Annotated in this window: 21 protein-coding genes; 11 read left to right on the top strand and 10 right to left on the bottom strand. The window is 70.8% G+C overall.

Annotated elements, in window-relative coordinates; genetic code table 11:
* Positions 1 to 325: 325 nt before the first annotated feature.
* On the bottom strand, positions 326 to 1,387 hold the full coding sequence (locus D456_RS0102630; protein WP_017574597.1) for a zinc-binding dehydrogenase: 1,062 nt from the start codon (positions 1,385 to 1,387) through the stop codon (positions 326 to 328).
* Between the two features lie 62 nt (positions 1,388 to 1,449).
* Between D456_RS0102630 and D456_RS0102625 the strand changes: the two genes are divergently transcribed.
* Positions 1,450 to 2,034 carry a TetR/AcrR family transcriptional regulator gene (locus D456_RS0102625; RefSeq protein WP_017574596.1) on the top strand — a complete coding sequence of 195 codons (585 nt, stop codon included), beginning with the start codon at positions 1,450 to 1,452 and terminating at the stop codon, positions 2,032 to 2,034.
* Positions 2,035 to 2,075: 41 nt separating this feature from the next.
* Here the strand turns inward: D456_RS0102625 and D456_RS0102620 are convergent, their stop codons facing one another.
* Positions 2,076 to 2,993 (bottom strand): LysR family transcriptional regulator, encoded by a 918-nt coding sequence (locus tag D456_RS0102620; protein ID WP_017574595.1) that lies wholly within the window; start codon positions 2,991 to 2,993, stop codon positions 2,076 to 2,078.
* A gap of 75 nt (positions 2,994 to 3,068) precedes the next feature.
* Between D456_RS0102620 and D456_RS0102615 the strand changes: the two genes are divergently transcribed.
* Entirely contained in the window at positions 3,069 to 4,277 is a 1,209-nt protein-coding gene (locus D456_RS0102615) for an MFS transporter (protein WP_152442461.1), read from the top strand.
* Between the two features lie 132 nt (positions 4,278 to 4,409).
* Here D456_RS0102615 and D456_RS0102610 read toward each other — a convergent pair whose 3' ends face one another.
* Both D456_RS0102610 and D456_RS0102605 read right to left on the bottom strand, forming a co-directional pair.
* The gene (locus D456_RS0102610) at positions 4,410 to 4,682 is read right to left on the bottom strand and encodes a hypothetical protein (RefSeq protein ID WP_017574593.1); all 273 of its coding nucleotides are present in this window, start codon (positions 4,680 to 4,682) and stop codon (positions 4,410 to 4,412) included.
* Between the two features lie 91 nt (positions 4,683 to 4,773).
* Entirely contained in the window at positions 4,774 to 5,754 is a 981-nt protein-coding gene (locus D456_RS0102605) for an NAD(P)H-dependent flavin oxidoreductase (RefSeq protein ID WP_017574592.1), read from the bottom strand.
* A 42-nt stretch (positions 5,755 to 5,796) separates the two neighbouring features.
* Here D456_RS0102605 and D456_RS23535 point away from each other — a divergent pair, with 42 nt between their 5' ends.
* Positions 5,797 to 6,120, top strand: coding sequence for a hypothetical protein (locus D456_RS23535; RefSeq protein ID WP_017574591.1), 324 nt, complete (start codon positions 5,797 to 5,799; stop codon positions 6,118 to 6,120).
* Positions 6,121 to 6,172: 52 nt separating this feature from the next.
* Here the strand turns inward: D456_RS23535 and D456_RS0102595 are convergent, their stop codons facing one another.
* Positions 6,173 to 6,958, bottom strand: coding sequence for a TIGR03084 family metal-binding protein (locus D456_RS0102595; RefSeq protein ID WP_017574590.1), 786 nt, complete (start codon positions 6,956 to 6,958; stop codon positions 6,173 to 6,175).
* A 186-nt stretch (positions 6,959 to 7,144) separates the two neighbouring features.
* Here D456_RS0102595 and D456_RS0102590 point away from each other — a divergent pair, with 186 nt between their 5' ends.
* The 3 genes from D456_RS0102590 (at position 7,145) to D456_RS0102580 (ending at position 10,343) form a co-directional block, all read left to right on the top strand.
* Positions 7,145 to 8,302 carry an acyl-CoA dehydrogenase family protein gene (locus D456_RS0102590; protein WP_026115510.1) on the top strand — a complete coding sequence of 386 codons (1,158 nt, stop codon included), beginning with the start codon at positions 7,145 to 7,147 and terminating at the stop codon, positions 8,300 to 8,302.
* An 80-nt stretch (positions 8,303 to 8,382) separates the two neighbouring features.
* Positions 8,383 to 9,069: a TetR/AcrR family transcriptional regulator gene (locus tag D456_RS23530; protein ID WP_051049390.1), complete on the top strand. Its 687-nt coding sequence runs from the start codon at positions 8,383 to 8,385 to the stop codon at positions 9,067 to 9,069.
* A 68-nt stretch (positions 9,070 to 9,137) separates the two neighbouring features.
* Complete coding sequence (locus D456_RS0102580; RefSeq protein ID WP_017574587.1) at positions 9,138 to 10,343, top strand: MFS transporter; 1,206 nt, start codon at positions 9,138 to 9,140, stop codon at positions 10,341 to 10,343.
* Positions 10,344 to 10,727: 384 nt separating this feature from the next.
* Here D456_RS0102580 and D456_RS0102575 read toward each other — a convergent pair whose 3' ends face one another.
* From D456_RS0102575 to D456_RS0102560, 4 genes are all read right to left on the bottom strand, one after another.
* Complete coding sequence (locus D456_RS0102575; RefSeq protein ID WP_017574586.1) at positions 10,728 to 12,092, bottom strand: GntP family permease; 1,365 nt, start codon at positions 12,090 to 12,092, stop codon at positions 10,728 to 10,730.
* Positions 12,089 to 13,303, bottom strand: coding sequence for a glycerate kinase (locus D456_RS0102570; protein WP_051049386.1), 1,215 nt, complete (start codon positions 13,301 to 13,303; stop codon positions 12,089 to 12,091). The genes D456_RS0102575 and D456_RS0102570 overlap by 4 nt, the downstream gene beginning before the upstream one ends.
* A gap of 64 nt (positions 13,304 to 13,367) precedes the next feature.
* Positions 13,368 to 14,471 (bottom strand): sugar diacid recognition domain-containing protein, encoded by a 1,104-nt coding sequence (locus D456_RS0102565; protein ID WP_026115509.1) that lies wholly within the window; start codon positions 14,469 to 14,471, stop codon positions 13,368 to 13,370.
* A 60-nt stretch (positions 14,472 to 14,531) separates the two neighbouring features.
* The gene (locus tag D456_RS0102560) at positions 14,532 to 15,545 is read right to left on the bottom strand and encodes an SDR family NAD(P)-dependent oxidoreductase (RefSeq protein WP_017574583.1); all 1,014 of its coding nucleotides are present in this window, start codon (positions 15,543 to 15,545) and stop codon (positions 14,532 to 14,534) included.
* A gap of 145 nt (positions 15,546 to 15,690) precedes the next feature.
* On the opposite strand from D456_RS0102560, the gene D456_RS0102555 reads away from it, so the two are divergent.
* On the top strand, positions 15,691 to 16,332 hold the full coding sequence (locus D456_RS0102555) for a TetR/AcrR family transcriptional regulator (protein WP_017574582.1): 642 nt from the start codon (positions 15,691 to 15,693) through the stop codon (positions 16,330 to 16,332).
* Positions 16,333 to 16,381: 49 nt separating this feature from the next.
* Here the strand turns inward: D456_RS0102555 and D456_RS0102550 are convergent, their stop codons facing one another.
* On the bottom strand, positions 16,382 to 17,476 hold the full coding sequence (locus tag D456_RS0102550) for an NAD(P)-dependent alcohol dehydrogenase (RefSeq protein WP_017574581.1): 1,095 nt from the start codon (positions 17,474 to 17,476) through the stop codon (positions 16,382 to 16,384).
* A gap of 294 nt (positions 17,477 to 17,770) precedes the next feature.
* Between D456_RS0102550 and D456_RS0102545 the strand changes: the two genes are divergently transcribed.
* From D456_RS0102545 to D456_RS0102530, 4 genes are all read left to right on the top strand, one after another.
* The gene (locus D456_RS0102545) at positions 17,771 to 18,820 is read left to right on the top strand and encodes an enoyl-CoA hydratase/isomerase family protein (protein ID WP_017574580.1); all 1,050 of its coding nucleotides are present in this window, start codon (positions 17,771 to 17,773) and stop codon (positions 18,818 to 18,820) included.
* A gap of 42 nt (positions 18,821 to 18,862) precedes the next feature.
* Positions 18,863 to 19,315 carry a hypothetical protein gene (locus D456_RS24950; RefSeq protein ID WP_017574579.1) on the top strand — a complete coding sequence of 151 codons (453 nt, stop codon included), beginning with the start codon at positions 18,863 to 18,865 and terminating at the stop codon, positions 19,313 to 19,315.
* 473 nt (positions 19,316 to 19,788) lie between these two features.
* On the top strand, positions 19,789 to 21,273 hold the full coding sequence (locus tag D456_RS0102535; protein ID WP_017574578.1) for a sodium/glutamate symporter: 1,485 nt from the start codon (positions 19,789 to 19,791) through the stop codon (positions 21,271 to 21,273).
* A 222-nt stretch (positions 21,274 to 21,495) separates the two neighbouring features.
* Positions 21,496 to 22,911, top strand: coding sequence for a GAF domain-containing protein (locus D456_RS0102530; protein WP_017574577.1), 1,416 nt, complete (start codon positions 21,496 to 21,498; stop codon positions 22,909 to 22,911).
* Positions 22,912 to 23,020: the final 109 nt, after the last annotated feature.

Here is a 23,020-nt window from a genome sequence, read left to right as displayed (position 1 = left end):
GCGTAGACGGCCGCGGTGTATCCCGCGGGGCCGGAACCGATGATGATCACATTGCGGACATCGGTGCTCATGAGGGCTCATTCCTCCGTTCGTTGCGGCTCCTGTGGGCGAGGGACAGAAGGCGCCGCAGGGGCTTCGTGGCTCGCGTGTGCTGTCGACACTTTCCCCGGATTATATATTCCATGGAACTATGGAGGAAGCCAGTGGGTGTGGTTCGTGAGTGCCACGTCCCTACGGCGGTGGAGGAGGCCACAGGCGTCGGTGTTCGTCCGTGCAGGAGAAGAGCCGAGCCGTCCACCGCCTGCTCCTTCCCGTGCCGCGGCGTTCACCGGGTCGCGGGGTTCAGCACGATCTTGCCCACGTGGGACCGGGAGGCGAGCTCGGCCTGGGCTCGGTGCACGTCCCCTAGCCCGAACACCGCGGCGACGACGGGAGCTACCTGGCCCCGGCGAGCGATGTCCGCCAACAGTGCGAAGTGGGTCGGGGTGTGCATGGACGAACCGATCAGTGCCTTGTTGTGCAGGTACAGGCGGCGGATGTCGAGGGCGGCCGAGTAGCCGCCCAGGGCGCCGGCCACGACCCACCGGCCGCCCTCGCCCAGGTGGGGGAGGCCTTCCTCGACCAGGTCGCCCGCGACGACGTCGAGCACGGCGTCCAGGCCCTCGGGGGCGAGCTTTCGCACATCGGCCCAGAGGTCCCCGCCGCGGTCGATCGTCTCCTCGGCCCCTGCCTCTTGCACGGCGGAGCGTTTCCCGGCGCTGGTGAGGGCGAGGACGCGTGCGCCGCGCGCGTGCGCGAGCTGGACCAGGGCCAGCCCCACACCGCCGGAAGCGCCCGTCACCAGGACGGTCTCGCCCGCCTGCACCCCGCCGCGTTCGATCATGCCCAGCGCTGTGCCGTAGGCGGTGGGGAGGGTGGAGAGTTCGTCGTCGGTCAGACCTGAGTCCTGGACCGGGTGGACCCGTTCGGCGGCGACCGCGACGTACTCCGCGTATCCGCCGTCGCGCTCGCTCCCCAACAGCCCGACGGGATGGGCGTGGGGGCCGGGGCCGTCGTACAGCGCCGGGTCGACGAGGACACGGGTGTCGACCAGCGCCGGATCGGCGCCGCCCCCGACGCCTGCGACGGTACCTGCGATGTCCGCGCCCTGGACGCGGGGGAAGTCGATCCTTCCGCGCCAACCGGCCTCGGCCCGAGGATCTCCCGCGAGGCCGTAGGCGCCCTCGCGGGTCCACAGGTCCGTGTTATTGAGTGCCGCTGCGGCCATTCGTACCAGGACCTCGCCGTCGCCCGGAACGGGGGTGGGCACCTCCGCCAGTTCGAGGGCCTCCGGTCCGCCGTGCCGGGTGAGCCGTGCGGCACGCATGGTCCGTGGGGTGGTCTGCATCGTCCACGCCTCCTTCGTACACTGATCTGTGAAGATTCCCGGAGGGCAGGGTACACTGATCTGTGAATAAAAGTTCAACGTTCGATCCCGACACGCTCACCCCCGGGGCGCGCAGAATCCTCGACACCGCAGCCGAGCTGTTCTACGAGAACGGCATCACCGCTGTGGGGGTGGACCTCGTCGCAGCCCGGTCCGGAGTGACGAAACGGACGCTCTACAACCGCTTCGGCTCCAAGGACACCCTGGTCGCCACCTACCTGCTCGAACGCGATCGCCGTTGGCGCGCGCTGGTCATGCGATGCGTGGACGCGCGGACGGCCGCCGTCGAACGTATCGTCGCCCCGTTCGAGGCCCTGCGGGAATGGAGCGCGGACAACCCGAGGGGATGCGCGTTCATCAACGCGCTGGCCGAACTCCCGGACCCCGGGCATCCTGCCCACCGGATCGCTCTCGACGAGAAACGGTGGCTGCGCGACCTCTTCGAACGCTCGGCCGAACAGGCAGGGGCCGAACACCCGGCCGATCTGTCCGAACGGCTCTTCTGCCTCCACGAGGGTGCCTTGGCCATGCAGGCCACCGCCCCCGATGTCGACGGGGCGCACATCGCCGCAGGGCTCGCACACGAGGTGGCGCGCGCCGCGCTCTGAGGACGGGCGGACACCCGTCCCGGCCTGTACTCGGGCGGTGTTCACGCCTCGTCCCGGACCACCGGGAGCGTCGAGGAGGAACTGATCCGCTCCAGGGCCGCAGTGACCAGAGGATGGTCGCGTCCGCCCTTCCGGGTCGCGGCGAGGACCCGGCGCACCGGAGCGGCATCCCCGGACAGCGGCAGACGCACGACCGGCCAGTCCTGGAGCCGCGCCAGCTTCGGTACGAGGATGATGCCGAACCCGTGGGCGACCAGGGCGGTCCCGGTCTCCCACTCGTCGGCGTGGTGGGCGATGTTCGGGGTGAAACCCGCCGTCATGCAGGCGTTCATGACGAGATGGTGGTACGTGGTCCCAGGGCTCCCGACGATCCACGGTTCGTCCGCGGCGTCGGCGAGGTCGACCTCGGACAGGCGCGTGAGCCGGTGCCCCTCCGGCACCACCAGGTCCAGGGGGTCGTCGAGCAGGGGTTTCTGGTCGAAGCGTTCATCACTCGCGGGCGGGGTATCGGCCGTGTTGGTCACCAGGGCGAGGTCGGCGTCCCCGGAGAGCAGTAGGTCGAAGCACCGTACGGGCTCGGCCTCGATCACTCGGAGCGTGATCCGGGGGAAGCGCTCCCGGAGGTCGGAAGCGGCCGGGGGGAGCAGGCGGCTCGCAGCGGTCGAGAACCCGCACAGCGTGAACAGCCCGGTGGGTTCGTCGACCGTCGCGGCCAACTCGGCGTAGGTGCGCTCGGCCTCTGCGTACAGGACCTCGGCGTGCCGGAGGACGACGCGTGCCGCGGCCGTCAGGGCGACCCCCCGGCCCGAGGGCGCCAGCAGTTCGACACCGAGCTCCTCGGCCAGTTGGCGTACCCGGTAGGAGACCGCGGAGGGCGTGTAGTGCAGTGCCTCGGCCGCAGCGGTGACGGTGCCGTGCTGGGCGACCATCTGCAGAACCTTGAGCTTCGAGTCGATCATGCAATTATTCTGCATGGTTCCTGCGAAAAATGTTTGCTTCTCATCAGCGTTCGTGCGGGACAAACTGGCCCTGTGATGTTTACGAAGCATGAGAGGGGTAGCGGCCGCCGTTCGGGCCGCTCTGTGGAACTGCACGTCGGGATCTACGTACTGGTAGTGCTCACCGCCGGCGCCTACCTGCCGAGCCCGCTCTATCCCGGGTACCAGGAGGCGTTCGGTGCGGGTGACCTGTTCATGACGCTCACCTACGCCACGTTCGCCCTGACCAGCATTCCGGCACTGTTGTTCCTCGGCCCCGCCTCCGACGCCCTCGGGCCGGGGACGGTGCTCCGCTGGGGGATCGTGGCCGCAGCTCTGGGGTCGCTGTGCTTCGTGCTCGCGGACGGCCAGGGCTGGCTGATCGCCGGCCGGGCCGTGCAGGGGATCGCGCTGGGAGCGGCCACCGGGGCGGCCGTCTCCCTGATCAGCTCCGGGGAACGCAAGTTCGTGGACGGCCGGGTCAAGGGGGCGGCCGGTGCCGCTTTCGTGGGAGGGACGGCCGCAGGCCCGATCGCGGCGGGTCTGCTGGCCCAGTACCTGCCCGCGCCGCACACCCTGCCGTTCCTCGTGCATCTGGTGCTGCTGTGGATCGGGTGGAACAAGGTCGCCGTCCTGCGGAAGGAGGAGAGGGCCTCGCTGCGGCAGTGGCGGCCCACACGCCCGCACGTGCCCGTGCTCCTGCGGCCCGTCTTCCGCGCAGCGGCCTTGACCGGGTTCTTGGCGTGGACCACCGCCGGGCTGTTCCTGTCGGTCATCCCGACCCTGCTCGACCGTGCCGGCCAGAACGACCTGGCCGTCGTCGGGGGGATCCTCGGAACCGTCCTGCTGTGCTCCCTGCTGGCCCAGCCCGCGGTGCCCATGCTGGGCCTTCGCAGGGCCCAACTGTCCGGGCTCGTGGCCCTCCTGGCCAGCCTGGTGCTCCTGGCCTTTTCCTTCAGCGGACCCATGTTCCTCGTCCCGGTGGCCGCGGTCGCCGCCGGTGCCGGTCACGGACTCGCCTACGGCGGAGCGTCGGCGGCGGTGGAGAACGCCGTGACACCGGAGCAGCGCGGTGCGGTCACGGGCGCGCTCTACACCGCCTTCTACTCCGGGGCGGGCGTCCCATCGGTCGCCATCGGCCTCATGACGCTCGGAACGTCCCTGAGCACGGCGACGGCTCTGGTCGCGGCCGCGGCGGCCACAGCCGTACCGGTGGCCGCTGCGGCAGTGCGCTTCGGTCTTCCCTGGTACCGAGCCGTGCTGTGAGGCGGCCCGAGGGGCAGGACCGTTCGGGGGCAGGGCACCGGGCCCCACCCCCGAACCGCGAACGTGAGCTTCCACGGAGTGGGAGGCGATCCCGAGTCCGTGGCCTTCCGCCGGGGCGAGCGGCCGGAGCACTCAGTACAGCGCGTCGATGACGTCCTTGTAGCGCTCCTCGATGACCTTCCGGCGCAGGCTCAGCTTCGGGGTGAGCTCGCCGGACCCGGTGGTCCACAGAGCTCCCAGGACCCGGTACTTCTTCACCTGTTCCACATGGTTGAGCCCGGTGTTGATCTCCGTGACCCTCTTGTCGAGGGCGGCCAGCACATCGGGGTTCTCGGATAGCTCACCCGGGTCGGTGTCCTCGGTCCCCATGGAGCGCGCCCAGGCCGGGGCGGCGAGCGCCGTCACGCCTGTACGCGGAAGGTGGCCCCTGCTCCCTCCGGGCCACCGCTTCGAGCGCCTCAGGGCCGAACTCGGGCCACTGAGCGCCCGTCCGTGTTCACCGGTCGGCCGTTCGGACCCCCATCAGGCGCCGGGAGATGAGTTCCTCCGCCTCGGACACGATCCGCTCGACCGCCTCCGCGACGGTCGGGACGTCGTCGATGAGCCCCTGGGCCAACCCCGCACTCCAGATCCCGGCGTCCAGGTCCCCGTCCTCGAACACCTTGCGGCCGCGTGCCCCGGAGGCCAGCTCGCGCACGTCCGGGAACTCACCACCGTCGTCGAGGACCTCGACGACCTTCCTGCTGACCGAGTTGCTCGCCACCCGGGCCGTGTTGCGCAAAGGACGGAAGATCAGTTCGGTGTCCAGCTCGGTGTTGGCCACGATCTGTTCCTTGACCTTCTCGTGCACGGGGGACTCCGCCGTGCACAGGAAACGGGTGCCCATGTTGATGCCGTCGGCACCGAGCGCGAGGGCGGCGACCAGGCCGCGGCCGTCCACGAACCCTCCCGAGGCGATCATCGGGATCGACAGCCGTTGCGCAGCGGCCGGGACCAGGACCAGCCCCGGGACATCGTCCTCACCCGGATGGCCGGCGCATTCGAAACCGTCGATGCTCACCCCGTCGACACCGACGTTCTGCGCCTTGACCGCGTGCCGGACACTGGTGCACTTGTGGAGCACCTTGACCCCGCCCGCGTGGAAATCGGGTACGTGCTCGGCGGGGTTGGCCCCTGCGGTCTCCACGATCCCGATGCCGGACTCGATGATGGCCTGTTTGTACTCGTCGTACGGAGGCGGATCGATGGACGGCAGGATCGTGAGGTTCACGCCGAAGGGTTCGTCGGTCATCTCCCGGCACCTGGCGATCTCACGGACCAGGGCCTCGGGGGTCGGTTGGGTCAGCGCGGTCAGGAACCCCAGTGCGCCGGCCTCGGCCACGGCGGAGACGAGTTCCGCCCTGCCCACCCACTGCATGCCGCCTTGAACGATGGGGTGGTCCACCCCGAAGGTCTCACAGAACCGTGTCGTCAACATGGTCGGGCCTCACAGTCCGTACGTCTTGCCGATGATGTCGCGGTGGTGGAGCGCAACCGCGAGATGTGGCTGTCGGCGATCGGCTCGGAGGCGATCGGACAGGACAGCGACGTCGAGCAGATCATGCTCGAGGTCGACGAGACGGCCACCGACCACATCCTCCAAGCAGCCATGATGTCCGACGTCGTCGAAGGACGGGAGAAACTCCGCGGGATGGTGCGCGCCTACGGCAGCATGCTCAAGGCGGCGTCCCGGGAGTGGCTGGTGCGCGGTGCATTGAACCGTGCCGACCTGCACGTGATGCTGACCAGCTCGGTCCTGCACATACTGCAGACGGTCTTCCCCGCCGTGCGCGAAGAGTCCTGACCCCGCTCGTCGAGGCGGCCGGGACGGCCCGGGGCCGGAGTTGACGAACCGGTCAACTCTTGGCATCGAACTGCCCGGGATGCCGGCCCTCGCCGGGCGGGCCCGCGAATGCCTGCCCGATCTCGAGCCACTCGCGCGCGAGCGCGCCGTACGCCCGCAGGACGGTGTCGTCGGCGTGCCTCCGCCGCGTCAGCACCAGACAGAACTCCTCCGCGTCCCCGGTGACGATCTGCTCGGCCTCGGTCGGGCCCAGATGCCACGTCGACCCGTCGGGTGCCTCCAGCTCCACCCGCACCGGTTCCTCGGGGACCGGGAGTTCACGGGTGAGGTAACTGAACGGCCGGGCCCGCACCGCGATGTGTGCGACGTGCCGCAGCCGTGCGGTCGGGCGGCGGCGCACCCCGAGCGCGTCGACGACGTCCTGGCCGTGCGCCCATGTCTCCATCAGGCGCGCCGTGGCTTTGGAAGGCACGCTCATGGGCGGGCCGAACCACGGAACACGCGTTCCGGGGGGCGCCTCCGCGAGCGCCGTGCGCAGCTCACCGGCGGCCTCCTGCCACTCGGGGAGCAGGCGCTCGGCAGGGACCGGGTCGGGTTTGGTGAACCCCACCGGGTCGGCCATGGCCTCGGTCAGCAGCGCGTCGAAACCCTCGGGGTCGGTCAGCGCGGTGTGTGCCGCGCGGTCGAAGAAGGACAGGTGCCGGACCTGGTCGGCGATGCTCCACCCGGGGGCGGGCGTGGGGCGGGACCAGGCCGCGGGGTCCAGGCCGGCCAACAGGCCGGCGAGCTCTTCCTGTTCGGCCCTCAGGTCTTCGATCAGGGCGTGTACGTCGACCACGGGATCGCTCCTCCCAGAAGGGAACCTGCGCCGTCCGATGTTGACGGACTTGTCATGTCCGGCGAACAATAGCGCACGAGTGAGGGGCCTCACACGGGCGGGCGCGGCCTGTGTTCCGGCGGTCCGGTGAACCCCGTGTCCCCGGACCGCCACACCCACAGCGACGACGGATGCGAGCGTGAACCGATGAGTTCCACCCCCCGAGCCGACCTCTGGAACACCCCCGAGCGCACCGAACTGCGTGCCACCGTGCGTGCCTTCGCGGAGAAGGAGATCCTGCCCCACGCCGACCGCTGGGAACGGGAGGGCGAACTCCCCCGGTCCCTGCACCGGGCCGCTGCCGACCTGGGGCTGCTCGGACTCGGGATGCCCGAGCGGGTGGGCGGCGGGGGCGAGATGATCGACCAGCTCGTGGTCTCCGAAGAACTCCTGCACACGGGGGTGCCCAGCGGGGTCCTGGCGTCGCTGTTCACCCACGCGATCGCCCTGCCGGCCCTCGTCGACAGTGAGCGCGAGGACCTGGCACGCGACTACGTCCGCCCCACCCTCGCGGGCGAACGTGTCTGCGCCCTGGCCATCACCGAACCCGACGGCGGGTCCGACGTCGCCCGCCTGCGCACCCGGGCCGTGCCCGACGGCGACGAGTGGGTCATCGACGGAACCAAGATGTTCATCACCTCCGGCCACCGCGCCGACTTCGTCACCGTCGCGGCCCGCACCTCCGACACCGGCCACGAGGGCATTTCCCTGTTCGTGGTCGACACCGGTACCCCCGGCTTCACGGCCGGCGGCAAACTCGACAAGATGGGCTGGCTCTCCTCCGACACCGCAGAGCTGTCCTTCGACGGTGTCCGCGTCCCGGCCCGCAACCTCGTCGGCGAACGCGACCAGGGTTTCCTCCAGATCATGCGCCAGTTCGCCGGTGAACGGATCGGGATGTCCGTGCAGGCCGTCGCCGTCGCCCAGCGCTGCATCGACCTGTCCGCCCGCTACCTGCGCGAACGCGAAGCCTTCGGTGGCCCGCTCGCAAAGCGCCAGGTCCTGCGCCACCGGCTCGCCGAGATGCACCGCCGCACCACCGTCGCCCGTACCTACGTCCGCCACGTCGCCGAGCGCCTCCAGGACGGAGAAGAGCTCATCCCCGAGGTCGCCGTCGCCAAGAACACCGCCACGGAGGCCCTCGACCACGTCGTCGACAACGCCGTCCAGATCCACGGCGGGGCAGGTTTCGTCCGTGACAGCGAGGTCGAACGCCACTACCGCGACGCCCGCATCTTCAGCATCGGCGGTGGCGCCTACGAGATCATGAACGAGGTCATCACCAAGTTCCTGCCGCTGCGCTGACCGGGCCCGCCGTCCCGGGGCCGCTGTTACGATCCCGGGCGGTGGAGCACACCGCCGGGAACGGGGAGGAGACCGAGGCGATGAGGGAGCGCCGTCTGGACGAGCGCCCGCTCACTACGCGCGGACGCCGGACCCGCAACACGTTGGTGCAGGCCGCACGCGAGATGTTCGAGGAGAAGGGGTTCGAGGAGACCAGGGTCGCCGAGATCACCGCCCGCGCTCGCCTCGCACACGGCACCTTCTACACCTACTTCGATTCCAAGGACGATGCCCTGCACGAGGTCGCCAAGGGCCTCACAGCCGAGATGTTCGAGGCGTCCCGCTCCGGCGAACCGCCCGGCGCGGCCCCCGTCGACCGCATCCGGGCCTCCACCGAACGGTTCCTGAGCGTGTACCGGGACAACGCGCGCATGATGCACGTGGTCGAGCAGGTCTCCCCGCGCAACCCCCGGTTCGCCCACGTCTACCTGGAGATCAGGGGCCTGTTCGTGGACCGGATCGCCGCAGGTGTCCGTCGGCTCCAGAAGGAGGGCGAGGCCGACCCCGCTCTGGACGCCGAAACCGCGGCGAGCATGCTCGGCGGGATGGTCGAGCACTTCGCCCGGGTGTGGTTCCTGCACGGCCAGGAACACGACCCCGACAACGCCCTGGAGACCGCGACGCTGCTGTGGGCACGCGGGATCGGGCTCGACGTGTCCGGTGACGGCGGTACGGCGAACGCAACGGCGACGGTGCCGGAGGGGGAGAGCACGGCCCGGAAGGGCTGATCCCTCCCCGGTACGGGCCGTCCCCGGGGCCTTCGAGCCGAGCACCGGCCGGTCCCTAGGGTGGTCGGATGCTCGTGCACAACCGTTGGTCGGTCCTGACCGTCAGCCTGGTGGCCCAGATCGCCAGTGTGTCGGCGATGTTCGGTGTCCCCTTCGTCCTTCCCCAGATCAGGGACGCCTTCGGGGTCACGACCGCGCAGGCGGGTGCGCTCGCGGGACTGCCCTCGTTCGGTCTGCTCCTGACCCTGCTGCTGTGGGGTGTGGTCATCGACCGCGCCGGCGAGCGGGTCACCATGACGCTGAGTATGCTCCTGACCGCCGGTGCGCTGGGGCTCCTGTGGACCGTCTCGGGTCTGTGGACGGCCGGTGCCGTGCTGCTCCTGGTCGGAGCGGTCGGCGGGCCCGTCAACGCGGCCAGCGGACGGCTCGTCCTGGTCTGGTTCGCTCCCTCCGAACGCGGGCTGGCGATGGGGATCCGCCAGTCGGCGCTGCCCATGGGTGTGGGGATCTCGTCCCTGGTGCTGCCCGGCGCCGCCGACGCGTGGGGGTTCGCCGCGGCGATGAGCCTCCCGGCCGTGCTCGCGCTGATCGCCGCCCCGCTGGTGCTCGTCGTGGCCTCGGCGCCGCCCACGCCTGCGACCGAGGGGGACCGCGGCGGTCACGGCCGGGAGGACGTGCCCGACGCTGGTGACTCTTCCGGTTCGCCCTACCGGACCTGGGCCCTGTGGCGCGTGCACGGGGTGAGCATGCTGCTCGGTGTTCCGCAGGTCGCGATGATGACCTATGCGCTGGTCTACCTGGTGCAGGAACAGGGATGGTCCGCCCCCGCAGCCGGTGTGGTCGTCGCCGCCGCCCAGGTGCCCGGGGCCGCGGGCCGCCTGCTCTTGGGGATGTGGTCGGACCGCACCGGGGACCGTCTGCGACCGGTGCGGTGGCTGGCGATCGTGTCGGGGACCTCCCTCGTGCTGCTGACCTTGGTTCCGGGGCTGTGGTCGTGGACGGCGGTGCCGCTGGTTCTGACGGGCTTGATGTTGACCATGTGGCACAACGGGTTGACGTTCACCTCCGTCGCGGAGCTCGCCGGAACCTCGTGGGCCGGACGCGCTCTGGCCGTGCAGAACTGGCTGCAAGGGATCAGTACGACCCTGACCCCCGTTCTCATGGCCGCGGTCATCACCCTCCTCGGGCTCCCGGCCGTCTTCGCTGTGGCGGCGGTCTTCTCCGCGGTCGCGATCGTGGTGGCGCCGGTGTCCACGGCCCGCCGCGTCGGATAGAGGTCTTCCGCTGCACGTCCCCGCCGGCGGCCCTGGCGCACGCTCCCGGCCGAGGACGTCCCCGCGCCCGCGACGCGTCCCCTGCGGCAACTCGGGTCCCGGTTCTTGGCCGTCTCGGCCGAGCCGATCACCGGGAACCCGTACTGGTGGCGCCCCGGCCACGGCCGAGAGCGAACCGCCGTGCCCGGCCCAGGTCGCCGTCAGGGGCGACGACAACGGCAGCCGGATCCGGCCGTACACCTTCGGCGAGGACCTCGCGCCGCTGTTGCGCACTCCCACGGGCCGGACCCGCGACTGCGTGGGGCGGACCGCCCTCACACACGCAGTACCGCGCCCCGGGCGGGGATGCTCCCCGCCCGGGGCGCGGTGTGTGCAGCCGGTGGGTCACAACAGGAACCGGCCGATGACCCAGATCGTCGCGAACGCGGCCGTGCCCTCGATCGCGGTGGCGACGCTGAGGGTGCGGTAGGCGGTCCCGACAGGGATCCGGCTCAGCTGTGAGACGACCCAGAAGTAGGAGTCGTTGGCGTGGGAGAGGACCATCGCACCCGCACCGACGGCGAGCACGGACAGCGCCATCCCCTCGGGTGACCCCAGTCCGAGCGCGGGCAGCATAGGTGCGATCAGCGCCGAGGTGCTGACCAGAGCCACCGTCGACGAGCCCTGCGCGGTCTTGAGTGCGGCGGCGACGAGGAACGGCACGGCCAGGCCCAGCCCCAGGCCGCTGAGGTTCTCCTCCAGGAAGCCCGTGATCGGGGAAGCCTCGAGGACGGAACCGAAGGCGGCACCGGCACCGGTGATGAGCAGGATCGGTGCGGCCACGCGCACCGAGTCGTTCATCTGCTCGTTGAACCGGGCGAGCTTGCCGTGTCCCCGCAGCAGTGGGGTGGCAGCGGCCAGGCCCAGGATCAGCGCGATCACCGGGGTACCGAGGAAGGCCGCCACGTCGAGGAACATGCCCTCACCCAAGGGCGCACCGGGTAGTTCCGCCACGGAGCCGACACAGATGAGCGCCAACGGCAACAGGATCGGGAAGAACGCCAGGAACGGGTTGGGGAGCTTGCCGTAGCTCTCGCGCAGTTCCTCCCAGGACTGCTGGACAGCGAGGTCGTCGCCCTCCTCGGCCGGCAACGGCGTGAACTCCTTGCGGCTGAACGAGCTCGCGTAGGCCAGGCCGGCCAGCGCCGCGATCGCCGCCACCGGAACGCCGAGAGCGATGATGAGCCCCAAGTTGTGGGTGATACCGATGTTCTCGGCGGCCGCGAGCGGACCCGGTGTGGGCGGCACCAGGGTGTGTGTGGCGTACAGACCCGTCATCAGGGCCATCGACGTGGCCAGAGCCGACACCCCCGTGCGCAGGGTAATGGCCTTGCGCAGCGAGTTGAGGATGACGTACCCGGAGTCGCAGAAGACCGGGATGGCGACGATGTAGCCGATCAGCGACATCGTCAGGTTCGGGAAGCGGGTCCCGAGCACCTTGATGAGCGCCTCGGCCATCGCGATCGCGGCGCCGGAACGTTCCAGGATCACCCCGATCATGGTGCCGAACAGGATCACCAGACCGATGTTGCCGAGGGTGCCGCCGAAGGCCTCGGTGATGGTTCCGACGATCTCCGTCGGTGGCAGGCCGAAGGCGAAACCTCCGAGGAGGGCCGCGCCCATGAGTGCGAGGAAGGGGCTGATCTTCCAGCGGGCGGTGACGAGCACGATGCCCGCCACGAGCAGGACAAGGATGAGGAGCGCGGTCACGGGCGTGGTTCTTTCTGCGAGCGGGACGGTGCGAGGGAGTGGGCCAGGAGCCGACAGCCGTTGTAGGTCGTCCAGGTGATGTCGGGGAGCGCGTGCTCCCGCATCCGGTCGAGGCTTTCGGGCCCCTGCGCGATCGACAGTGCCGCGGTGACCCCGGAGCGTTCGAGCTCTTCGGGGCCCACCGCAACACTGCCCGCGACCACGAGGACGGGGACGTGGCCGGGGGTCATACGACGGACCGCGTCCACGACCTTGCCGTCGAGCGACTGGCGGTCGAAGCGGCCCTCGCCGGTGATCACGAGATCGGCCCGGGCGACCAGCCGTTCGGCGTCCAGGGTCTGGGCGACCAGGCGGGCTCCGGGGAGGAGTTCGGCGCCCAGGACCGCTGTCAGAGTCGCGGGCAGTCCCCCGGCCGCACCCATGCCCTCGCGGTCCCGGACGTCGGTCCCCGTACTCTCGGAGAGCACGTCGGCGAGTCGGTCCAGGCCGGCGTCGAGTACACGCACGTCCTCGGGGCCGGCGCCCTTCTGGGGGCCGAAGACTGCCGCGGCGCCGCGTTCACCCACCAGAGGGTTGGTGACGTCGCAGGCGATGCGCCACCGGACGGACCGTGCCCTGGGGTCCAACCCGTCCAGGTCGATGCGTTCCAGGTCGGTGAGGCTGCCGCCGCCGTCGGGCAGTTCGGTGCCGTCGGCGGCCAGGAAACGGGCTCCCAGCGCGCGGAGCAGCCCGGTCCCGCCGTCGGTGGTGGCCGAACCGCCGATGCACAACAGGATCTCCTCGACCCCTGCGTCGAGCAGCGCTTCCACGAGCGGGCCGATCCCGCGGGTGGTGGCGGTGCGCGGCCGCAGGGGCAGATCGGAGACGGTCGGCAGGCCGTTGGCCTCGGCGGCCTCCACGACACCGCGGGTGCGGTCGGGGGAGAGGCCGTAGCGGGCGGTCGTGGGACGGCCCACGGCGTCGGTGGTGTCCACGGTCAGGACGGGGGTGCCCCAGGAACCGAGCAGGGCGTCCAGGGTGCCCTCGCCGCCGTCGGCGAAGGGGAGTACATCGATGTGCACACCGCCGGGACGGCCGGACAGGGCACGCTCGGCTCCCCGCGCCATCGCCTCGGCCGCGTCGGTGGCGCGGGCGCTCCCCTTGAAGGAGTCGGGGAGTACGGCGACACGGACGGGGGCGTCCCCGCCACGCGTGTGAACCACTTTTGACATGTCGGAAAGTTTAAGCACACGCATGGTGCGGTTCGACGTTATGGCGCCCAGGTTCCCTGCGCTTTTATCCGGCGTGTATGTGCGATTCGCCCAGTGCGGTGAGTGCGTACAGTGCCAGGTCGAGTGAGCCGCGGTCGTCGCCGCGGCGGATGTCGAGCCCGGTGAGGGACCGGATGCGTTCGACCCTCTGCAGGAGCGTGTTGCGGTGCACGTACATGGAGTCCGCGGCGGCCTGCATGGAGATCGTCGACCCGACCGCGGTGACGGTGGAACGGTGGGCGGGGCTGAGCGTTGCAGCGCGCCGGGCCAGCCGTTCCAGGGAGCGGCGGGGCAGGTGGGCGGCGGCGACCGCCGTCTCGCGCGACCACGGCCCGTCGGCACCGAGGACGGGGAGCAGCGCCCCGTACCTGCACAGGGCCCGGGACTCCTCGGCGTGGGCCAGCAGCACCTCCACGTCATCGGTGGGCTCGGTGCGGGTGTGTCGGCACCCCGGCGAGAGCCCGGCGGCGTCGGGCCTGGGAGGCGGGCCGGAGCTGACGAGCCAGAGCGCGCCGTGCAACACCGCCGCGCGGCGCCCGGAGTCGGTGTTGATACGGGTTACGGCGGTCGCGGCGGAGGGGGGAGGGGCAGCGGCGGAGTCCTCGCGGGGGCGTTCGGAGGTCCACAGGGCGATCGACCAGGGAGGGGAGAGCCCGGTGGCGGCCAGACGCACCCGTGCGGCGTCGGGCCGGGTGGTGCCCGCGCTCAGGGCGGCGATGAGGTCGCGGGCGTCGGTGTGGCGCCGGGTCGCGGCATCCTGTTCGTGCTCCTGGGCGATGAGCAGCTGCACGGTCAGGGCCACGACCCGAGCCAGGGCCGCGACCACCTGCGGGGGGCCGGTCACACCGACGACCCCGCGCAGTTCCCCGTCGACGACGAGCGGTTCGTTGACGCCGGGCCGGTCGGAGGTACCCGGTTCGGGGTTCTCCACACGGATCGTGCGGCCCTCGGCGATCACACGCTGGGCGCCTCGGTGCAGCGTGCCGAGCCGCTCGGGATCCAGACACGCGATGATCGTGCCGTGCTCATCCATCACGTTGATGTTGTGGCTGATCGTCGGCGCGATCAGGTCGACCACACGCTGGGCGAGATCGCTGCTCAACGGCGGCCGGCGGCGTGAATGGGCCATGCAGCACAGGATAGGCACTTCCGGGAGCGCGGCAGGGCCGATCTCCAGGGCTGCCGCGGGTCACTGAACCGACCAACCGCCGTCGGAGGGCAGGACGGCACCGTTGATGTTGACGCCGTCGTCACTGAGCAGGAACGTGATCGAGGCGGCCAGCTGCTCGGCTGTGGACACCGGCGGGATGAGCTGCATGAACCCGCCCGTGCGCTCACGCCCGAACTCCGACATGGACATACCCCCGGAGATCGCGGTGGCGACGGGGCCGGGCGCGACCGCGTTGACGCGCAGACCCTGCGGCCCGTACATGAAGGCGCTGCTCTGCGTGATGCCGACGACCGCGTGTTTGGTGGCGGTGTAGGCCGTGCCCGAGGTGGACGCCTTGAGCGCCGCCTCCGAGGCGACGTTGACGATCGATCCGCGGCCGGCCTCCAGCATCAGTGGGATCACCGCACGGCTGAGACGGAACAGGCCGTCGACGTTGATCGCGAAGATCTTCTCCCAGGCCTCGTCGGTGACCTCGTGCAGCGGCGAGAAGTCGTCGACGACCCCGGCGACGTTGGCCAGCGCATCCACACGCGGCCCGGCGGCCTCGATCACGTCCTCGATCGACTCGGGGCGGGTGAGGTCGGCGGTGACGGGGACGACGTCGCTGCCGGGCAGGTCCGCGGCCAGCTGCCCAAGACCCTCGGCGGCCAGGTCCACGGCGATGACACGGCCGCCCTCGCGCGCGACACGGGAAGCGGTGGCCCGCCCGATACCGGAGGCCGCGCCGGTGACGACGGCGGTCCGGCCCTCGAAGCGGCCGGGGACGATGCGCTCGCGCCAGACCGCACCGGGCTCCTCCTCGGGGACCTCACCACCGTTGACCGAGCGGACCAGCGTATCGACGGTCTCCCGGGTCAGGGCACCCCGGCTGAGGTCGACGAGTTGGACCAGGGGCATCGACCGCACCGGTGCCAGCGAGTCGGGGTCCACACCCGAGGCGGACAGGAGTCCTTCCATGGCACGGCGTCCTTCCGGGTCGTCGAGCCAGGTGCCGATGGTGCTGTGGGCGGTCAGCGGTGCGTCGCTGCTCACGTCGTTCTCCTCGCTGCGGTGGGGAGGAGGGCAGATGCCCTCCGGTTGGTTTTGCGACCTCTCGTCGTGAAAACCGTACCCCTACTTCGCGACGTCGCGTCGTGAAAATTCCTGTGCGGTGGGCCTCACCCCCGATACTGGAGGCATGCCGAGGATTCAGGCGGGCAGTCTGTCCGCACACCACGACCTGGTCTGGGGATCGCTTCTCGACGCGTTGGAGCGCCTGCTCGCCGAACGGGGAGCCGACTCCGTCACTCTGGCCCAGATCGCCGCCGAGGCCGGGATCGCCCGCAACACCATCTACAACTACGCACGCGACAAGCAGGACCTGCTCGCGGCCGCGGCCGAACGCGCCGGGAACGACCTGGCCCCGCGGATCTCCGACATCGCCGGCGGGCCCGGATCAGCGCTCGAGCGCCTGTCGGCGACCGTGGGCGCCCTGCTCTCCTTCTTCGTCTCCGGTACCCACCGGCACCTGCTCCTGCAGAGCCTGACCGGGGCCCTGCCCCAGGACGTCGGCCGCAGCGCCGGCGCACCGTTCGCGAGTGTCGTCGCCGACCTGACAGCGATCGTCGAGGACGGTGCCGAACAGGGCCGCTTCCGGGTCGGCGGGGACCCCGGCCTGACCACCCGGCTGCTCTCCGGGACCATGGCAGCCGCCGTCCACGAGGTCGCCGCGGCCCCGGGGACACTGCCCGCCGTGCGCGAGCGGACCATGGAGTTCCTGCTGGGCGCGCTCGGTTCGGGCAGCACCGGGACCGATCGGTCCGTTGACGGTGCCTCCTGAAGCACCACCGTCCGTTCCCAGCACTGCTGAGAGCACCGAGGACCGGGTCTCACAGGGGTACGGGCTCCAGCACCGCCCGCATACCCGGCAGGCGCCCGTGGTCCAGATCGTCCAGGGCCTCCAGAGCCCGGTCGAACGGATAGGTGCGCGTGCGCTGGCGTACCCGTCCCCGCGCAGCCAGAGCCATGAGCTCCTGCAGATCGTTGTAGGTCCCCACCAGGTTCCCGACCACGTTGATCTCGCGGGAGATCACATCGATGGTGGCCACCCCGAGCGCCCCGCCGTAACCGATGACGAAGTAACTCCCGGCGTCGCGGGTCATCGCGATGCCTTCCTGCTCGGTTCCGCCCTCACCGACGAAGTCCAGCACCACGTGGGCGCCCTGTCCACCTGTCAGGTCCAGGACCTTCTCCACCTGGTCGCCGTCGGCCAGGACCGTCTCACGTGCCCCGAGCTCCTCGGCGACCCCGAGCACCTCGGCCGACCGATCCACCACCGTCAGATCGGCCGGACTCATCGCCGGCAGGCACTGGATCCCGATGTGGCCGAGCCCGCCCGCGCCGATGACCACCACGTGCGCACCCGGATGCAGGAGCGGAACGGCCTTGCGCACAGCGTGGTAAGCGGTCAGCCCGGCATCGGCCAGCGCGGCGACCTCGGCCGGGGGCAGGTCCTCGTCGAGCACCACGCAGGCTCGTGCGTTGGTGCGCAGGTAGGTGGCCATGCCCCCGTCGGTGTCGATCCCGGGGAAGGCCGAGTTCTCACAGTGCACGTCGTCGCCGGCGCGGCAGGGCCGGCAGAGCCCGCATGTGACCAGCGGGTGGAGGATCACCCGGTCCCCGACACGCACGTTGGTCACGGCCGACCCGGTCTCCACGACCGTCCCAGCGTTCTCGTGGCCGATCGTGCAAGGGAGCCGGACCCCGCTCTTGTCCGCCCACTGGCCCTCGATGACGTGCAGGTCGGTGCGGCAGACCCCGGCCGCGTTCACCTCGACCAGCACGTCCAGCGGCCCTCCCACACGCGGGTCCGGGACATCGTCGATCGTCGGAGGATTGTCGTACTGGTGCACACGTACGGCACGCATCATGCCTCCCTGGAAGCTCTGGTACGGCTCCTGCCACCATCTGAACACGGTCCACATGCACCGGCCAAGGCTTCCTCCAGTGGGTGCTTGTGACCGCTCCGGTCCGCACCCCGCGCTCGGAGGAGCACCGAGCAGCCGGCGGGCGGGCGGAGCCCCGGCCGGGCCGCACCGGACGAGGCCCCGGTCCCCGCCGCGCTCCGGGAGAACAGGCCGGAGCTGTCCCGGACCCGCTCACCACCTCACCCGCTCACGGTTGAGAGGATCGTTCCGGCCGCACCAGTGCCGAGGAAGGGGACCGATCACCATGAGCCACTGCGTGAACGACACCGCCGCAGCCGCCGGAGGTGCCGCGTGAGTACCGAGCCAGAGGTACTGGTCGGGGTCCACGGGCGCGTGGGCCGGCTGACCTTGAACCGGCCCCGCGCGATCAACGCCCTCGACCACCCCATGGTCCAGTGCCTCGACGAGACCCTGGCCGCCTGGGAGAAGGACGACCGTGTCGACGCGGTCGTCATCGACGGCGCCGGCGACCGAGGTCTCTGCGCGGGCGGTGACGTCCGTGCGATGCGGGACAGCGCCCTGGGCGACGGCAGTGGCGCCTCGGCCTTCTGGCGCGACGAATACCTGCTCAACGCCCGCATCGCCCGCTTCGCCAAGCCCTACGTCGCCCTCATGGACGGCGTCGTCATGGGCGGCGGCGTGGGTGTGTCCGCGCACGGGTCCGTACGGGTGGTCACCGAACGCTCCAAGGTCGGCATGCCCGAGACCACCATCGGCTTCACCCCCGACGTGGGCGGTACCTTCCTCCTCTCGCGCGCACCCGGGGAGCTCGGTACCCACTTGGCGCTGACCGCGGGTTCGGCCGGTGCCGGTGACGCGATCCGCCTGGGCCTGGCCGACCACTACGTGCCCTCCGAGCGCCTCCCGGGGCTGACCGAGGCGCTGCTGTCGGTCTCCTCCGCCGGCGGGATCACCGCGGTCGTGGAACGTTTCGCCGAGCCCGCGCCCGAGGCCCCGCTGTGGGCCGAACGGGGGTGGATCGACGCCTGTTACTCCGCCGACACGGCCGAGGAGATCGTGGCCCGGCTGCGCGGCCACGGGGCACCCGAGGCCGAGAAGGCCGCCGAGACCGTCCTGAGCAAGTCCCCGACGTCGGTGAAGGTGACCTTGGAGGCCCTGCGCCGGGCTCGTGACCTTCCCGATCTCCCGGCCGTCCTGGAACAGGAGTACCGGGTCTCCTGCGCGTTCCTGACCGGCTCCGACCTCGCCGAGGGCATCCGTGCCCAGGTCGTGGACAAGGACCGCGATCCCCACTGGGACCCGCCGACCCTGGCCGGTGTGACCGACGTGGAGCGCTTCTTCGCGCCCGCCCCGACCGGGCCGCTGGGCCTGACCGACTGAGGACGCGCCGTTGCCGGGGCCCGCCCCGGGTAGGGGGAGGGCATGATCGGCGTGCCCGTACCCCTCGTCGCGGTCCGTGTCCTGCTCCTCCTGTGGACGGGGATCGTCGCCCTCGTGTACTTCCTGTCCCTGGTGGGCCTCGTCGTGGTCGAACCCGTGTGGTTCGAACGGCAGGGCGGGCTCACCAGGGGTACGGCGCTGGCGCTGACCGCGGTCGCCGCGTTGCGCCTGCCCTTCCAGGTCTACGTCGCCGCGACCCTGGGCCGGGGCGGGAGGCGCACACGCCTGCTGGTGCGGCTCACGGTCGTGTTCGGTTACCTGTGCGCCGCCGTGGACCGGGTCAACGGTGTCAACCCCGTGCTCGCGGTAGCGGTGCCGACCCTGCTCCTGCTCCTCAACGAGATCGGCCCTTCGCGGCGTTGGTACACGGGTGTCGTCCGGCCGGAGGTCCCGGGCCGGCCCGATGCCTCCGGCCGCACCGGCCGGTCCGCCTGAACGGGGCTGATCGCGTTGCAGTGCGGTCACGGTCCGGTGGCGCCGCGGCATCGGTGTGCGGCGGGGTCGAGTGATGGTCGTCGCTCACCGTGAAGAACTGCGTGTGCGACAGCCGCGCCGAGCCCCCGGATCCGGCCATGAGCGTATTTTTGCAGGTCATAGGGGAGACCTTTGTCACTGTGAAAGCCAAGTGACCCGTGGGTAACCTCCCTGGTGCTGCGGCACGGCTCATCCGGACCCCACATGGCCTCGAAGTCTTCCCTCGGTATGTGGGGATCACGTTCGACGCGTGTATAGGATCGCCCGAGCGATCGCGTCACCTGGGTCACTCCGGTGAGCGACTTACCTCCCAGCCACCGCCCCTGGAGCATCCGTGCACCCGACGCGTCATGAGCCGACGCGGCCCGGGTGGGTGTTCAGGGGCCGAATGTTGCCCTGAACCACCCGTTACGGGACCGCATTGAGAGGTAGAAATGTCGGCTGAATCCGTCGGTCTCGCGCTCCTCCTGCTGGGAGGTCTGCTGCTGCTCTCCAAACTCGTCCGGGTGAAGTGGAAACTCTCGCAGAAGCTCTACCTGCCGAGTTCGATCATCGGTGGCGGCATCGCGCTGCTCCTCGGGCCCGACATCCTCGGAAGGCTCTCGGGTCTGCTGGCCGACCAGGGGATCGCCGAGGGTCTCGCCGAGCGCCTCCGGGCGGGCGGTCTCTTCGGTGAGGAGATCATGTCGGTCTGGTCGACCCTGCCCGGCCTCCTGATCTCCGTGGTCTTCGCGAGCCTCTTCCTCGGCAAGCGCATGCCCAAGCTCAAGGAGACCGTCGACCTCGCCGGCCCCAACCTGGCCTTCGGTGTGACCGTGGCCAGCGGCCAGTACGTCATCGGCCTGCTCCTGGCCATCTTCGTCCTCGCCCCGGTCTTCGGGGTACCGCTCTTCTCCGGTGCCCTCATCGAGATCGGTTTCCTCGGCGGCCACGGAACCGCGGCGGGCCTGGGCAACACCTTCGAACAGGTCGGCTGGGCCGAGGGACAGGACCTCGCCCTGGGCATGGCCACGGTCGGTCTCCTCTCCGGCGTCATCATCGGCATCATCCTCATCAACTGGGGTGCCCGCACCAAGAAGACCCGGGTCATCGATGCCGACAACAAGGGCACGGACAAAGAGCAGGCCGGCCTCATCGAGCACGAGAACCGCACCGCCGGTTCGACCATGACGATCCACCCCTCGTCCATGGACCCGCTCACCCTGCATTTCGGGCTCATCGCGGTCGCCATCATCATCGGCCAGCTCATCCTGTCCGGTCTGCAGTGGGTTGAGCAGGCCCTGTGGGCCGAGACCATCGAGATCATGGCGTACGTGCCGCTGTTCCCGCTCGCCATGATCGGCGGCATCGTCGTCCAGATCGTCATCGACCGGTTCGACAAGAACCACCTCGTGGACGAGCGCTCCGTCGAACGCATCCAGGGCATGTCGCTGGACGTGCTCATCATCGCCGCCATGGCCACGCTGTCTCTGCAGGCCATCGCCGAGAACATCGCCGTCTTCGCGATCCTGGCGATCTCCGGGATCGTCTGGTGCCTGTTCGCGTTCCTGGTCCTGGCCCCGCGCATGATGCCGAACTACTGGTTCGAGCGCGGCATCGGCGAGTTCGGCCAGTCCATGGGCGTGACGGCCACCGGCATGGTCCTCATGCGCGTCGTCGACCCCGAGGCCAAGACACCCGCCTACCCTGCGTTCGGGTACAAGCAGCTCGTCTTCGAGCCGTTCTTCGGCGGGGGACTGGTCACCGCCGCGGCCATCCCGTTGATCGTCAGCCCGCTCGTCGGCGCCTGGGGCTTCCTGGCGATCATGGCGGGCACCATGGTCGCGGCCCTCTTCCTCGGACTCGTCGTGCTCCGGCGCCGCCACAGGAAGATGGCGCAGGCCGCGGCCGAGGGACAGAAGGAGAGCGCCTCCGTCTGACGGTCCCACAGGGCATACCGCAGGGGCGCCCGCAGAGCTCGGCGGGCGCCCCTGCTCGTCCCGCCGGAGCACCGGCCGCCGGCCCCGGCGCGCGCTCCCGTCGGCCGCGAGCCTGACCCGATCCGGTGAAACCCCTTGTCAGGCCACGTGCGGGAGGTTTCAATCAGGGGTCCGGGACGGTGTCCGCAGGGACAGCCGCCACTGCGACGGAGGGGGCACCCGATGTCCGGCTCAGCGAACGCGTGGCCGTGGACGGCCGACCCCGACACCGTGCGTCGGGAGGTGGAGGAGGCCCACGAGCACTTCACCGACTCCGGTCGGGTCGACGTGCGCGTGCGGCCGATCGTGGGCGAGTCGTGGCTGCGCAGCGCTCGCCACGGCGTGGACCCCGCAACCACCGGCCCCCGGGTCGAACTCGACACACACGACCTGCACGAGCGCAGAAGAACGCACCCGCTCGCCGCCGTCATGCCGTTGGTACGCCACCTTCTCGTCGAAACGGCCCCGGAACCGCAGATCGTCGCCGTGGGTGAGGCCGACGGGCGCCTGTTGTGGGTCGAGGGCGATCACCGCCTGCGGACCCGGGCCGAGGACATGCGCTTCGTCGAGGGAGCCAGCTGGGACGAGGGGTCCGCCGGGACCAACGCCCCCGGACTCGCCCTCGCCGTCGACCACGAGGTCCAGATCTTCGCGGTCGAACACTTCGCCCGGGGCGTCCACGAATGGAGCTGCTCCGCCGCGCCGTTGCACGACCCCGCCACCGGGCAGGTGCTCGGCTTCCTGGACCTGACCGGGACCGACCACGCCGCCTCGCCCTCGGCGATGGCACTCGTACGCGCGGCGGCTTCGGCCGCCGACGCCGAGATGCGTGCCTTGTACGCAGCCGGACGGCTGCCGGGGACGGGCGCCGACGGTGCGGACCCGGCACCCTCCGGGACGGCGCCGAAGAGGGCCGGGCCGCCCGAGACGGCGAGGGTGCCCGGGAACGGTGCCACGTGCGTGCGGGCGCGGCCGTCGAGCGCGGGAAGCCCGGTGTGGGAACCGCAACCGCACGGTTCCGGGCGAGGAGCCGCCGAGCTGCGAGTGCTCGGCCGGGACCGTGCGGCGTTCACCTCCGGAGGCGCTACCATCGAGCTCAGTCTGCGCCACTCGGAGCTCCTCCTGCTCCTGGCCCGACACCCCGCGGGCCTCACCGGGGGCGTTCTCGGAGCGCTGCTCACCGACCGCGGCACGTCCCCCGTGACTGTCCGAGCGGAGGTGGCGCGTCTGCGGCGCCTGCTCGGCGAGGACGTCGTGGCTTCCCGCCCCTATCGGTTTCGTGTGCCAGTGCGCACCGACGCCGACCGTGTGCGTGCTCTGCTGGCCGAGGGCGCTCTCGCCGAGGCCCTCGACGCCTACCCCGGGCATCTGTTGCCCGCGTCCACGGCACCCGGGGTGGGCGAGGCACGCGGGGAGCTGCAGGCCGAACTGTGTGCCGTACTGGAGGCCGCCGACGACCCCGGAACCCTTCTGGCCTGGGTCGAGCACCCGGCCTGGAACGAGGACCCGCGGGCCGTCTCCGCGGCCGCCGCCGCTCTGCCCCCGGACTCCCCGCGCCGCCGGATCCTCGCCGGCCGCTTGGCCTGGCTCGCCCACTGACCCCTCCGGTGCGTGTCCCTGCCGGACGCACAGGCTCGCAACGTGGTCGCAACGTCTGTGTGACTAGCGTCTCACTCATGGCCCGAGTGGGCCGCGGCCGCAGAGCTGC

It is taken from the genome of Nocardiopsis kunsanensis DSM 44524 (genome assembly GCF_000340965.1).
Lineage (GTDB): Bacteria > Actinomycetota > Actinomycetes > Streptosporangiales > Streptosporangiaceae > Nocardiopsis > Nocardiopsis kunsanensis.
The sequence above is the reverse complement of the archived record's forward strand: the minus strand, read 5'-3'. Positions and strand labels throughout refer to the sequence as shown.